The 13,916-nt window shown below is 55.7% G+C and carries 13 protein-coding genes; 3 read left to right on the forward strand and 10 right to left on the reverse strand.

Annotated elements, in window-relative coordinates:
• Positions 1-264 precede the first annotated feature (264 nt).
• Positions 265-2,190 carry a DUF3604 domain-containing protein gene (locus ACR3EH_RS11510; RefSeq protein WP_171185332.1) on the forward strand — a complete coding sequence of 642 codons (1,926 nt, stop codon included), beginning with the start codon at positions 265-267 and terminating at the stop codon, positions 2,188-2,190.
• Between the two features lie 121 nt (positions 2,191-2,311).
• Here the strand turns inward: ACR3EH_RS11510 and ACR3EH_RS11515 are convergent, their stop codons facing one another.
• From ACR3EH_RS11515 to ACR3EH_RS11525, 3 genes are all read right to left on the reverse strand, one after another.
• A complete protein-coding gene (locus ACR3EH_RS11515; protein WP_171675820.1) occupies positions 2,312-2,944 on the reverse strand; it encodes a tyrosine-type recombinase/integrase in 633 nt (210 codons plus the stop codon).
• A gap of 104 nt (positions 2,945-3,048) precedes the next feature.
• Positions 3,049-4,212 (reverse strand): tyrosine-type recombinase/integrase, encoded by a 1,164-nt coding sequence (locus ACR3EH_RS11520; protein ID WP_170528646.1) that lies wholly within the window; start codon positions 4,210-4,212, stop codon positions 3,049-3,051.
• Positions 4,213-4,632: 420 nt separating this feature from the next.
• On the reverse strand, positions 4,633-6,009 hold the full coding sequence (locus ACR3EH_RS11525) for a hypothetical protein (RefSeq protein WP_171675822.1): 1,377 nt from the start codon (positions 6,007-6,009) through the stop codon (positions 4,633-4,635).
• Positions 6,010-6,405: 396 nt separating this feature from the next.
• Here ACR3EH_RS11525 and ACR3EH_RS11530 point away from each other — a divergent pair, with 396 nt between their 5' ends.
• Positions 6,406-6,630, forward strand: coding sequence for a hypothetical protein (locus tag ACR3EH_RS11530; RefSeq protein ID WP_171093050.1), 225 nt, complete (start codon positions 6,406-6,408; stop codon positions 6,628-6,630).
• Between the two features lie 27 nt (positions 6,631-6,657).
• Here the strand turns inward: ACR3EH_RS11530 and ACR3EH_RS11535 are convergent, their stop codons facing one another.
• The 5 genes from ACR3EH_RS11535 to ACR3EH_RS11555 are packed head-to-tail and all read right to left on the reverse strand — an operon-like array spanning position 6,658 to position 10,864.
• Positions 6,658-7,200, reverse strand: a complete 543-nt coding sequence (locus tag ACR3EH_RS11535; protein WP_171093052.1) for a DUF3833 family protein — start codon at positions 7,198-7,200, stop codon at positions 6,658-6,660.
• Positions 7,197-7,814: a DUF3833 domain-containing protein gene (locus tag ACR3EH_RS11540; protein WP_171093054.1), complete on the reverse strand. Its 618-nt coding sequence runs from the start codon at positions 7,812-7,814 to the stop codon at positions 7,197-7,199. Before ACR3EH_RS11540 ends, ACR3EH_RS11535 begins: the two co-directional genes overlap by 4 nt.
• The gene (locus ACR3EH_RS11545; RefSeq protein ID WP_171184478.1) at positions 7,811-9,034 is read right to left on the reverse strand and encodes an MFS transporter; all 1,224 of its coding nucleotides are present in this window, start codon (positions 9,032-9,034) and stop codon (positions 7,811-7,813) included. The genes ACR3EH_RS11540 and ACR3EH_RS11545 overlap by 4 nt, the downstream gene beginning before the upstream one ends.
• Positions 9,034-9,579 (reverse strand): hypothetical protein, encoded by a 546-nt coding sequence (locus ACR3EH_RS11550; RefSeq protein WP_171184476.1) that lies wholly within the window; start codon positions 9,577-9,579, stop codon positions 9,034-9,036. Before ACR3EH_RS11550 ends, ACR3EH_RS11545 begins: the two co-directional genes overlap by 1 nt.
• Positions 9,533-10,864, reverse strand: a complete 1,332-nt coding sequence (locus ACR3EH_RS11555; protein WP_171184474.1) for an NAD(P)/FAD-dependent oxidoreductase — start codon at positions 10,862-10,864, stop codon at positions 9,533-9,535. Before ACR3EH_RS11555 ends, ACR3EH_RS11550 begins: the two co-directional genes overlap by 47 nt.
• 192 nt (positions 10,865-11,056) lie before the next feature.
• On the opposite strand from ACR3EH_RS11555, the gene ACR3EH_RS11560 reads away from it, so the two are divergent.
• The gene (locus tag ACR3EH_RS11560; protein WP_171184472.1) at positions 11,057-11,782 is read left to right on the forward strand and encodes an SDR family NAD(P)-dependent oxidoreductase; all 726 of its coding nucleotides are present in this window, start codon (positions 11,057-11,059) and stop codon (positions 11,780-11,782) included.
• A 3-nt stretch (positions 11,783-11,785) separates the two neighbouring features.
• Here the strand turns inward: ACR3EH_RS11560 and ACR3EH_RS11565 are convergent, their stop codons facing one another.
• On the reverse strand, positions 11,786-13,438 hold the full coding sequence (locus tag ACR3EH_RS11565; RefSeq protein WP_171648267.1) for a DUF6504 family protein: 1,653 nt from the start codon (positions 13,436-13,438) through the stop codon (positions 11,786-11,788).
• Between the two features lie 61 nt (positions 13,439-13,499).
• A complete protein-coding gene (locus ACR3EH_RS11570; RefSeq protein WP_171184468.1) occupies positions 13,500-13,787 on the reverse strand; it encodes an I78 family peptidase inhibitor in 288 nt (95 codons plus the stop codon).
• Positions 13,788-13,916: the final 129 nt, after the last annotated feature.

The raw sequence follows: 13,916 nt of genomic DNA on the forward strand, positions 1-13,916 counted from the left end.
AAATTACGAGGGCAACCACTTCGACGTATTATGAATTGGGTTGTCGGTATGGATGAAAATCTGCATGGTCCGCATAGCCGACTTCGATCCAATGGCAGCAATGTCCGCAGAGCGGTCTTTCGCTGCAACTTGCTTGAACTTCTACTTTGCGGACAACGCGGAATTTCGAAGACATGGTAATAATGACGTATTATCATCAGGTCTGAATGTGCGGCTTTCGTGAAGAAACGCGTTTTGATTTCAGCAAGTCTTGGGAGGTTTATTATGCTCAGGTTCCTAAATTCCGCTTTGTTCTCTTCCATATTTGTAGTTTCGAGCGCAGCCAACGCGCAGTTCTTACCCTCTGAACAGTCCCTTCAAGACCTTTACCCCGGCAAAGCCTATTCACCCAATGCTCAACGCAGCTTTCCATCGCGCGTATTTTGGGGCGACACTCATATTCACACCGGTCTTTCAATGGATGCAGGTCTTTTCGGGAACACGACCGATCTTGACACAATGCTTCGGTTTGCGCGCGGCGAAGAGGTCGTCTCGGCCACAGGGCAGCCTGTTAGGCTGGCGCGACCGCTAGACTGGATCGTGACAACGGAACACTCGGATGGAATGGGCATGATCACCGATCTGGCTAAAGGTTCTCCCAACATTATGGAATCAGAACAGGGCTCCCGCTGGGCAAAAGGTCTGCAAGAAGGCGGTGAGGCGTCTGCTGCAGCAGCTCTGGACCTGATCACTACGTTCTCTCAAGGGAACATGGATCCGGACTTGATCGCAGATTATTCTCCCGGATCGCCCATCTATGCCTCTGTCTGGGAAGACATGATCGCTACTGTGGAATCGTTCAACGATCCGGGAGACTTCACGGCTTTCCACGGCTTTGAGTGGACATCGCTGATCCGGGGCAACAACATGCACCGCAATATCATTTTTCGTGACAATGCAGACAGGGTCAAACAAGTCCAACCTATGACCACGCAGACGCCCATCGGCTCTACAGACCCGATGGACTTGTACAAATGGTTGCAGGCCTATGAGGCCGATACGGGTGGACAAGCTTTTGCACTCGCGCACAACGGAAACCTGTCAAACGGCATCATGTTCCCATCTGAAACACGTTACAATGGCGAACCCGTGGACGAAGCCTATGCAATGGCGCGGATGAGATGGGAACCGCTCTACGAAATCACCCAGATCAAGGGAGACGGCGAGGCGCACCCCGCACTTAGTCCCGATGACGAGTTTGCGAATTACGAAACATGGGATGCGGGCAACCTCGATCTAACTGAAGCTAAGACGCCAGATATGCTTGCAGGCGAATATGCGCGTGAGGCATTTAAGCAGGGGTTCGCCATCGAGGCGCGCACGGGCGTAAACCCATACAAATTTGGCTTGTCCGGGGCGACGGACAGCCATACATCGCTGGCAACCGCTGACAGCGACAATTACTTTGGTAAAGCGACAAATGCCGAGCCATCGTTGACCCGCGCGTCGCATCCGTTCACCGAAACAGAAAATGGCGTTTTCCCAGGTTGGTCATTGGTGGCGTCAGGCTACACAGGTGTCTGGGCCGAAGAGAACACGCGGACCAGTCTGTGGGATGCCATGGTGCGCCGTGAGGTTTATGCCACAACAGGTCCGCGCATGGCCGTGCGGTTCTTTGGGGGATGGGAGTTCGACGAGGATGACATGAGGTCTCGCGCTCCAGCCTTTGTTGGATACGAAAAGGGTGTTCCTATGGGTGGTGATCTGCGCCCGGCAACGTCCGATGCGCCAACCTTCATGGTCTATGCATTGCGCGATCCCATCGGAGCCAATCTTGATCGCATCCAGATCATTAAAGGCTGGATGGACAGCGACGGGAACTTGTCCGAAAAAGTCTATGATGTGGCATGGTCGGATGAACGTGAACTGGACGCTAACGGTAAACTGCCGGCTGTAGGTAATACGGTCGATCTGGAAGCAGCAAACTATATCAACACCATCGGCGCTTCAGAGCTAGGAACGGTCTGGACAGACCCAGATTTTGATTCGTCCGAGCACGCGTTTTACTACGCTCGCGTCATTGAAATCCCGACGCCGCGCTGGGTCGTTTACGACAAAGTGCGTCTAGGCGCTGACATTCCCGAAGAAGCGACATTGATCGGACAAGAGCGCGCATATACGTCGCCGATCTGGTATTCACCAAATACTTAGTAGAATGCCCGTCATTCTTGCTTTTTTGACTGACCGCTTTGGGCTCGAAGCGGAAGATTAACGGGAGATTCCGAAAGTCTGCTTGGGAGCGGCGAGCGGACGATCCCGCCCGCCTAAAAGGTTAAAGATCGATGCGTTCGGCAATACTAAGCGCGTCTTCAAGCTCGACGCCAAGGTAACGCACCGTACTGTCCACTTTGCTGTGACCGAGCAGAAGTTGAACGGCACGTAGGTTTCCGGTCTTTCTGTATATCAAAGCCGCTTTGGTGCGCCTAAGCGAATGCGTGCCGTAGCTGGACGGATCGAGACCAATCGCTGACACCCCTTCCCGGACAAGCCTAGCGTATTGCCGGGTCGAAAGATGCGGCAAAGCATGCATACGACTTGGAAACAGATACCGTTGTCCATGCATATATTGAGAAGAAACCCATTGCGACACGACTTCACGTGTATTCTCCGTCACTTCAAATTGCACCGGCTTCGCAGTTTTACGTTGAACAACGGATACCCGATCGCGAACAGAATTGCCGACGGCGAGATCGTTAACCCTCAGGCGGACGAGATCGCACCCGCGCAACTTGCTATCGATGGCAAGATTGAACAATGCTAGGTCTCTCAGCTTGTTTGCAAGTTCGAGCCGAGCGCGAATGGCCCAGACTTGCTTTGACTGCAATGGCCGCTTCTGTCCGACTAGTCTGCCTTTGTTCCAAGGCGGACGACGCGTTGTGACAACGGGAAGTAGAGATTTGGACATCTTATATCTCCGTCCATTCCCTTCCGTCCCAAACATCGACACTGTGCCGACAGCTGTAGTCTAATTGCCGCTCGCGTGTCTTCAGCACAGGAAATTCTCAGGTTTCAGGAACTGCCACCGCTGATCTTCTTACCCATCACATCCGCTGCCTGCCGCAACGGGTCATCTGCGAGATGCGCGTAGCGTTGCGTGGTAGACGGGTTCGTGTGTCCAAGCAATCGACCAACTATAGGCAGACTCAGACCGCTGGAAACGAGATGCGACGCATGCGTATGCCGATTGTCGTGGATACGGTAGTCTTGAAGGCCTGCTGATGTGGTGACCGAGCTCCAAAATTTCTTCAGATCTTTGTACGGTTGGTCCGGAGAGCGTCCCGGAAACAACCAGCGACTCTCAGGAGAATCCCCTGCGCTCATTGCCGCAAGCAAATCACAGGTTGCTGACGATATTGGCAGGTGCTCTCGTCGCTTTTGCTTTGTGTGGTGCGACGGCTTTGTCCAGACCGCTCGATCCAAATCGAAGTCTTCCCATTTTGCCGTCAGGACCTCGCCGATCCGTGCACCTGTCAGGAGTTGCAGTCGGATAGCGTTGGCTGCAACCTGATTTGGATGCTCTGACAGAGCCACCAACAGCCTTTGCAGCTCATCGTCAGATAACCAGCGGTCCCGCTTTTCCTCGGGAAACTTTTCTATGCCGCGCGCCGGATTGTCAGAACGCTGACCCCAGCGCACAGACAGTTCAAACATTTTCGACATGAGGGCCAGAGTGCGATTGGCTTGATATGGAGTATCACGCATTTGATTGTGAAGCTTCTGAACATGCTGATGCGTCACTTCAATGACTTTAAGGTTACCAAGCTTGGGGAGAATGTATCGGTCCAGCATTGACCGATCATTCCGAACACTACCGGGACGTTTCTTTGGCTCCGCATGTGCGGTCATGTATTGCTCGGCAAGTAAGTTCACCGTTGGTGAATGCCTGAGCGTTTGAGCGTCCGCGACAGGGTCTCCGCCACGCACCACGTCAGCAAGAATCGCGCGTGCCATTTCGCGGGCGGCGCCCAATGACAAGGTCGGCCCATATCGCCCAAGTGTCTTGCGTTTCGACCGTCCGGTTTGTTTGTTGCGATATTGAACTACGAAGCTTTTGACACCGGTTGTTTTCACGCGGAGTCCAAAACCCGGCAGACCGTCATCCCAATAGATCGTGTCCCGGTTTGTTGCTGAAAGGCGATCGACACTTGATTTTGTTAATCTGACGTTGGGCATATTGGTCTCGGACGGATTGGGTAAGCACAAGGTAAGCAAAGTGCGGAGGGTTGGGAAGGGTCTTTAAGAAACCTCTGCACGCTAAAACTTCTGTTATTTAAGAGAATATACTGTTCAATCGAATTGGCTATAATGCTATCGAAAATGAGATAATAAGACTTTTAATCAGTGGGTCGCAGGTTCGAATCCTGCACGGCTCACCACTTTTTCATACTGTATCAATCGCTCCCGGCCGCAAAATGCGACGCTGCGATTTGATCAACTTGCGACTGTCTTGCACCGACAAAATTCGCAGACACTGGTGGTTTCCAGTGTTCCTGTAACACTGGCATTGATCGATGAAACCATATGGGTAAAGGCCGTATCGACGCAGGTTTCACAGATATGTCGATGGTCGTTTTGATGACAAAGGCCGCGGTACTACCACGTAATTCTTATCTCATCACGCTGACCTTCACTTCTAACAATTAGTACCGGCTGGTCCGTTACGACCCCAAAAACGTATCTGCTTTTGTGCTCAACCGGGTATCCATTGCTGGTAACTTTCACTTCGTCCTCTGCCAGACCTTGCGGTAGGGCAAGCGCATACCAGATTGCGCCGGGATCGGGGTCGGGGCTGGTTACATCCAGCGAGATGCTTCTGCCAGCTGGGCTGAATTCATACGCCCTGAGCACAGCACCAATTCGATTGTCTGCAATGGGGAACGGAGCTTGTAGTTCATCGCGTGAGACTGGCAGGCGAACAATAAGATTGCCAATTCGACCGTCCCGAATGGAAAGCGGAAGTGTGACATTCGATGTTCCAGCCGTCTCGTCGATCCCTGCGTTATCGAACGATAGAGAATACAGGTAGTCACCTTCAGGGGCCGTGAAATCTGGGAAACTCCTTGTTTTGAAAGGCGGTTCCATCACTTCTGTGTATCCTGCACCGCTGAGTTCCATCTTGTTTGGGTAAATCGCGCCGTCATTTATTGTCGCCACGGCCAACTGCAAACCGCCGATACCTGGCGGCAGTTCCTCCCACTCAGACTCTGGCGGTTCCGATGTGAGGATGCCTTCGCACATGTTGTAATTGGCTTTCCAGTAGCCACGGGACACACAAGTTGATGAACATGTGTAACACATTGGGTCGCAGTTAAGGTCCTGAAAGAGGTGTGGGCAATTGTCTCCACATGTGAAGTCGCGTTCGTCGTCTGGATCTGTTTCTTCGGTCGAATAGATCCCATCCAAAAGAACAAGTGACGGCTTGGACTTTTCAATGCGAGACGTAAGTTTGAGACGGTTGGGTTTGGAAGACACTTCCTCCGCCCGGTTGGATACCGTGACATCGACGCCTGCTTCGCGAATGAAAATAACTGGGTCAAATGGCTTGGGAAGATCAGATGGAAGCACTGAGACGATCAGATCGAGAGAGCCTGAATCAGGGATCTCCAGGATTGGGATAACGTCACGGAACGTTATGGGTATCGTTTGATCGTCGTCGGGGGGCTTCAGGTCGAAGATATATGTCGCAGATGATGGCACTTCTGCGAATATTTCAGAGACATCGACCCATTCTTGACGCGATGTCCCGTTGGACACGATGAGGCTGCCGTTTGCTGGTTTGCCTTCGTATTCAAACTTGACCGATAGTTTGCCAAAATTCTCTGGTTTTTCTACGTCGGCCAACAACACAACGGGCAGCGCAAGAAGGGACAGGAACGGGATTGCAAGGCGTGCGTATAACGCCGCCGTGGTTTGTACTAACATTTGCTTAATCCAATACAAAAAAGGGCTTTTGGAAAATTCAGGTGTCAAAAATTCACCTGCCTCATTGTACACTTTTTTCGTTTATCCGTCGAGAATGGGCGCTCTAGTCGCTGTAACCGGCACAGCTTGGCAAAACGCGCGACATTTCACAGCGCTGGCCCGGCACCCCCGTTTCATCAATGGTCCAATCGGAATCTGTGTTGTCCCGGTTGAACGGGTCAAAACGCGGTTTGATCTGTTTCGGCGACCGATCAAGGAAACACGATAAGACTTCGCTTTCAGCAATTTTATGCGTTGGCATAAGGCACGCTAAACGAGATACTCTTTTCATCCTGACAACGCTTGGTTGCGGGCGCGTTTTTGCCTATGCAAAATTGATTTTTTGCAACTAAACCGGTAGCCTTTCCAAAAAGGTGGACAACACCGGAGGCAGTGAGAGAGCAGATGCCACAAGCAAAAACACGTGTTTTGCGGGCCAGGGTGCCTGCGCGTATGATGGGCAAAAGGGACGGTCTGTTTTTCCTTTGGGGCGAGATCGAGCGCGCGCGCCTCAAAGCGGAAAGCGCGCTTGCGCCCGAGGCGGCCGCATCGGATGGAACAAGAGCGAAGAGGGCAGGCTCGACCAAGGGATCATCGCCGGTTCCGACCGACGAATTCATCTTTTATTGATGAAATGAAAGGGTCAGCCCACGTCGCCTATTTCTTTTCAAAAAACAGGATCACTTCGCCCAGGCGAACGCCAAAACGTGATACGTAGGCGCGGTTCAGCAGTCGATCATCATCCAGCAACCACATCCAGTCGTCGAATTTGACACGCATCGTGCCTTCTTTGATCGGCAGGTCGATCTTGTACTTCCAGTTGAACGTATCGCCGCGTTCAATCCCGCTGGCCGTGCCCAAAACGCCAGGGGCAGTCCCTGTCCACGTATCTTCACCGGTTTTCGTCAGCGTCCAGATACGCTGTTCGGTGGCGCCATCGTCATAAACGAAATCTTCAACTAGCGTCAGGGTTTCACCATCCCATGTCCCGTCGATATCCACCGTAAATCTGCGGGGGATATTGCCCAGAATATCCTGAAACTGACCGTAGGCCACTGTTTTGCCTTCGAAGAACTCTTCGAGATTCAGTTGCCGGTCGGACAAGAAGGTTTTGGGCACTTTCGGCTTGCTGGAACAGGCCGCCAGAAGCGCAAGGCTTGCTATGGCAAGAAAGGTGAGAAGGGAACGAAAAACACTCATTGCAGTGGTTTCCCTTCGGATGTCGCATCATACCCGTTTGCGCCTGGCACATGCGTGGTTTTTACATCGGGAGCAGGGCGCATCGTGGCAACCAGCTCAGCGACCTTGAGGCCGAACTTGCGCATCTCGGATCGGTTCATGATGACGCCGTGTTCCGTCAGATACATCCAGTCTGTGACGTCCAAAGTGTGCCCACCGGCATCTTCGGGCAGGATGATCCGATAGGACAGTTTGACGGTCGATCCCGAAATGATGCCCCGACCCTCACCGACAATATCGTCCGCCGTTGCCGTGAACGTGTTGCCTGTGCCCAGTGTCAGATACCACTTTCGTGTCATCTGTTTTCCGTTGGAATAGGTGAAGTATTCAGACAGCGTGCCCGAATTTCCTTTCCATTCGCCGACCATGCGCGCGACGAAGCTGTTCGACATCTTCCCATTGGGGCCATAGATCAGCCCTTCAGACAGGATTTCTCCGTTCAGATGCTCTTTCAGTGAAAAGGCAGGTCCGGTTCCTGTGTAGTCTGACGGAGATTGTGCGCGAAAGCTCAGCAGGCGGGCGCGGATGAAAACTGCGATCAGAAGGACCAGCAGGATGATGGCGATAGCGTTCATTTGCTTGTGACCTCGGTGGGCAGGGTCAAGACCATTCCAAACGCGCCGAGCTTGAGGATGCAGGGCAGCACCGCATAAGCAAGGTTGAGTGTCTCTAGCGCGTCAGCAGAATTGGTCTGACCGGGGGTGAAGCCGCTGCGTTCCAGCAGTGGCAAGGTGAAAAAGGCAGCCAGGGCGAGGCCCAGCTTGCCAGCGAAGGACCAGATGCCAAACGCGGCAGAGGCGTTCAGCCCGGCCCGAGTCAGGACGACAGAAAACATAGCGGGCAGCACGACCATATCCGCACCTAAGGCTGCGCCCGAGGCAAGGCAGATCACGGCAAACCCGGCTAGATTCCCAGCACTCAGGGTGGCGGCACCGATAAACCCCGCGATTGAGAGGGGCATGGCAATCATCAGAGTCTGTTTCGGGCCAATCCGGTTGCTGAGCTTGGCCCAAAGCGGCACACTTGCGCCCGCGCTGAGGAAGAACAGGATCAACAGCGGGCCTGCTTTGCCCGGCAGTTGCAACCGATCTTCAACAAAAAACAAAAACAGGGTCGAGGTGATGGCCACGGGAAGGCTGTTAACCAGCGCAAGCGCCAGCAGGCGAAGCCCTCCGGCCTGACCCAGCCCTGCAAAAGACAGACCGGTGCCGGTGATCGGCGTACGCCTCCAGATCGGAATAGTCAGCAACAGAGTCAGAACGGACAGCAGCCCCAGAAATACCCCAAACGCGGGATAGCCTTGGGCTTGCGCGCCAAATGCAACCAAAAGCGCCGGGGCGCTGGCGGCGATGACCACACCGGTCAGCTGCCCGCCTTCGCGATAGGCGGCCAAGGTCATAAGCTCTTGCGGGTCTGGACGTTTTGCCAAAGTTGCGCTGCGCCCGTACAAAAGGATGGTGCCCAGGCTGTAAGCCGAGAACAGCAGGATCAGAATCGCGATCAGCGCGGCGACACTGGCGCCCTGCGGCAAGCTAAAGAGCAAAGGGAACCCGACCGCCAGCCCTAACGCCGCCAGAGAAGCAAATACAAGCTGGCCCTTTGGCCACTTGTCGATTGCCCAGCCAATCAACGGGTCCTGAACCAGATCAACAAGGCGGATCACCAGCAGAACGGTTCCAATAACCCCCAGGCCAATACCCAGATTCACCGCCGCAAAGCGCGGCAGGTGGATATAAAGCGGAATGCCCGCCGCAGCGAGCATCAGCGCATACAGGCTGACCCGAGGATAAAGCATCAGCGCCCCTGAAGTTTCTGTGTAAACGAGGCTGACCGCGTGTTGTCGCCCAGAAATACAGACATGAAACTGCGTTTGATGCCCGGATAGGACATCGTGCAGGTCTTTTGCCCGTTCAGCCAGAAGCTCACCTTATTCGGCCCATCGGACACCGCGAGAAAGCTGTCCCCCTTCGTCACAGCTTTGAAGCACTGGTCCAGTTGATTGCGCACCGGGGCGGAACGTCCGATCCGCTCCATCTCGTCCAGAGTCGAGTTGACCAGCGCTTTTTTCTTGAAGTTCTTGCGGTAGGTCAGTTGCAGGCCGATATCTTCGCTCCAACTGAACGGCGCGCCGCCGGGGGTATAAAGTTTGGCGTCATAAATTGGCAGACCCAGATACCGAAAGGTTGCTGAGCCACGCAGTTGCGCGTCCTTCAACTCGTCCGTTACGGGCGATGCCAATACCCCTGACGGGGCCAGCAGCGCCGCTGCCAGTAGCGCTGCGTGCAAAATTCCCTTATTCGGCCGCCACAGGGATGGCCGGGTCGTTCCCAGAAATGCCATTGTCAGCTCCGATGGTTTGCGGGGTGCCGTTTATTCGCGCAACGACATGCATCGCGCTGGCAATCCCGTCTTCGTGAAATCCGTGCCGGTTATAAGCGCCGGCAAACCAAGTTCGGTTCTGTCCCTGCATCTCGCGGATTTGCCCTTGTGCTTTCAGGGCGGCTTTGTCGAACACCGGATGGGCAAATTCGACCTGATCATAGATTTTGTCCGCGGGAATTTCTGATGAGGCGTTCAGTGTCACAAACAGCGGATCGCTGTCCGGGATGTTCTGAAGCCGGTTCATCCAATAGGTCACGCCCACATCTCCGGCTTGCGAGCGATACGTCCAGCTGGACCAGCACGCGCGACGCTTGGGCATCTGACGTGGGTCGCAATGCAGAATTGCCGTATTGGGTTGGTAGCGGATCGCACCCAAAGCTGCGGCCTCGGCCGGTGTTGCGCCTTCGCCCAGAATGGCAAGGGACTGGTCCGAGTGCGTTGCCAAGATGATCTCGTCGAATTGATCAGTATGCCCTTGGCTGGTGACGCTGACGCCCATGTCGTCGCGATGAACGTGTTGAACCGGGGCGGCCAGCCTGATGTCACAGCCACGGGCGCGCAAGGCCGCGTCGATCCGGCGGACATATTCGATGCTGCCGCCTTTGACCGTGTACCACTGGTGTTGATTGGCGCGTCCACTGGCCAGCAGGGCATGGTTGCGGAAGAACTGCACAAGCGACCGGGCCGGGAACTGATCTACGAACTCAACCGGGGTGGACCAGATCGCGCCACACATCGGCATCAGATAGTTGTGCCGGAACCAGTGACCCAAACGCAGTTGATCGACCAATTCACCAATCGTTGTGTCGTCGTCCTTGGCGGCCTCGGGCGCTTCTTTGCCGAACCGCAGAATGTCTGCAATCATCTTGTAATAGGCGGGGCGCGCCAGATTGCGTTTCTGTGCGGTCAGGGTGCGCAGATTGTTCAACCCGTATTCGATGCGGCCATTGTCGATGGTCGCTCCAAAGCTCATTTCGCTTTTGATTACAGGTACGTTCAGCTCATCAAAAAGCTGCGTCAGGTAAGGGTAGGTCGCGTAGTTGAAAACGATAAAGCCGGTGTCGACCGGCTGGTCGCCGTTTTTGCCAGCCATCACCGTACGGGCATGTCCACCCAGCCTGGGTTCGGCTTCATACACCGTCACGTCGTTGTTTTCTGAAAGGTAATACGCGGCAGAGAGACCCGAAATGCCTGCACCTACAATCGCAATTTTCTTTCGTACACCCCGGGTTTCGTCGAACATTCCAGCCTCGTTATGTGACATTTTACAATGAGATACGCAGGGTATGGCGTGTTGGATCAATCCGGATAGAAGTTTTTAACAGATGCACTATCTTGTGACTTCGGGTTTCAGCGCCCGCTTCCTTGCGTCACCCTATGATCCACCGCGGATGCAGGGCCGTAAAAAGGATAACTTCAACAAAACGGCGCGGGTATGAGCAGCTTTGACGGAAAAACCTATTGGATCATCGGCGCAAGCGAAGGCTTGGGCCGTGCCTTGGCCGAGGCGTTGAGCCATAAGGGCGCGCATCTGATCTTGTCTGCACGCAACGCCGCGCGTTTGAATGAAATCTGTTCCAAGCTTCCAAATGCACGCGCGATTCATTGTGATGTGACCGATTTAGACTCTGTGCGTAGTGCCGTGGCCGAGGCTGGTCAGATCGACGGGCTGGTTTACAATGCAGGCGCTTACGAGCCCATGCGCTCGGGCGATTGGGATACCGATGCGTCGCTCAGGATCAGCGATGTGAACTATTCGGGGGCGTTGCGGGTGTTAGGTGAAACGGTTCCTGGCTTTGTTCATAAAGGTCAGGGAGAGATCACTTTGATCGGGTCGCTGGCCGGGTATCACGGTTTGCCTGCCGCTATCGGATATGGGGCCAGCAAGGCGGCGCTGATCTCGCTGGCCGAAACGATGCGGCATGATTTGGCGGGCACCGGTGTGACGGTGCGCATTATCAATCCTGGCTTCATCAAGACCCGCCTGACCGACAAGAACAGTTTCAAAATGCCGATGCTGATGACGGCTGAGGACGCGGCAGAGCGCGTGGTCAAAGCGATGTCGCGCCGCCGGTTCCGTACCGATTTCCCGGCACCATTCTCGTGGTTTATTCGTTTGATTGACTACCTGCCGGATCTGCTGGTGTATCGCGGAAAATAGACTCTAACAAAACTGCCCCTGACAGAACCAGCCTGCCGACATGGTGCCTCCGTGCCCGTAGAACAGCCATAGGCGTTCGCCCTGTTCCGTCACCACCACCCAGTAATCGCGCACGCCGCTGCGCCAGTTGGGATCGTCCAACCACCATTCCGGCGCGATCCGTTCCGGGCCAGTAGCCTGGGCCAGTAGCCAGTCGCGTCCGCGCCAGCGGAAGGCGGTTGGGACATCCGGGGTTTCCGGTGCCATAACCGGCTCGGGCTGCCACATCTGCAAGGGGCGTGGGCGCGGCGGTGCAGGCCAGTCGCGCGCGGGTTCCGACCATGCAGCCGCCAGCGTCTGTGCCGTTTTCTCGGGGATATGAGAGGCGGCGGGATGCCGTCTTGTGATCGCCTCCAGCCCCACCCGCGCACCCAGCTTGCCGATCAGGTCATCCACGGCTGTATTGCCCTCAAGCCGGTTACGGGCCACGCGGCGTGCCTCGGCGTGACCGGTGATGGTGCGGGCATGGATGGGCTCGGTCTGGATCGCCTCAAGCCGCAGCATGTCGATGCCATAGCCCGCATCGATCTTGTCAATTTTCATCTCTAACAAAGGACGAATGCGATGTTTGTCATAGGTCGGGCGGGCTAGTCCAATCTCGATGACCTCGGCCGCCTGATCGGCGCGATGCGCCTCTAGCCGCAGGGTGCGGACACCGCGATCTTTCTCTTCCAGCTTGGCGCAGAGGGTGGGCAGCACCCGATCGACAGCGGCCATCACATCCTCAATCAGGCCGATTGGGTTGGGCAACGTCATCCGCACCGCAAAATGATGTGGTGGGCGGGCCGGAGAAACCGGCTCGGGCGCGCTGCCCATGGCCTGATCCAGCCGCAATACCAACCCCCGCCCGAACCGCCGCGCCAGCGACGCGCGTGGCTGTCCCAGCAAGTCACCGATTCGGCGCAGGCCCAGACGGTTCAACTGCGTCACAACCGGGTCGTCCAATCGCAGCGCCGCGATGGGCAGGGGGCTGAGCGCGCCATAGGATTGCCCCGGCGCTGCAATACGCGCGCCACCACCCAAGGCCATCACCTGCGGTGCAGTCCCGCCTTTGGTCCAGTGCCGCCGCTTTCCTGCCCGGGCGCGGGTGGCGCGGGCTTCCTGGCTGATGGCGTCGCCGTTGCGGTCGGATGTGGCCTCTTGCCCTGCATAGCGCGCCAAAGCCCAGGCTGCGCCCAGCGTGTCGGCAATGCCCATTTGTACGCTGAGGCCCATATCAGCGCAGTCCGTTTCAAGCACGCTCAGCAGCGTCTCTTCCCCGCCAAACAGATGCGCACAACCCGACAGATCAACGATCAGCCCATCCGGAGCTTCTTCGGCCACCCAAGGGCTGAACTTGCCCGCCCAGCGGCGCAGCGCGGTTAGAAACGCGGCTTCGGCCGGGGCGTTGCGGTGCCGTGTGATCAGGCTGGCGCACATGGCATGTGCATCGCGCACGGGCTGGCCCACACGCAGCCCGGCGGCCTGTGCTTCAGTATTCAATGAGGTAATGACCTGCATGTTCGACTGCTCAGTAACCACAGCCAACGGCCCGGAATGCAGCCCCCGCGCGGCGCGGATCAGCCGTTCAGCCCCAAGACGGGGAAACCACAGTGAAAGTACTCGGCGTTTTGGCATCGGCAGACATCAAAATGTTCCCATTTTGTTCTTACCCGAGAATCAACGCCCGAGTCCACGCTTACCCGCAGGTCAGGCGCTGAATTACACCGGCACCATTTACAAAGACGTTCAGTCTGTCGATCCGGTAATCCTGCGTTGCAATGTCATCAGGTCCCAGCACACGGGTGCGTTCCGGCAAATCGGCCTGAATGGTCGAAACCGGCTGGCCCACCGAGTCGGCAAATGCTTCGCCCTGACAAAAGGCCAGATCAACCGGCGCGGCCTCGGGCGCAAGTCGCGCTTCTTCGGGGGCCGGGGTCTCGGCGCAGGCGGCCAGAAGGATCAGAATCGGTAAAAATCGGTGCATTGGCGTTCCTCATTCCGGCAATGTCGTTTCTGCAATATCAAACAATTAGCAAGTCTGTCATGAAAGCACAGTTGAAAACACCCTGCAATTGACGCAGGGTCGGGTCAAAGAAGACAGGGAGACAGTGAT

It is taken from the genome of Ruegeria sp. BG7, from assembly GCF_056535685.1.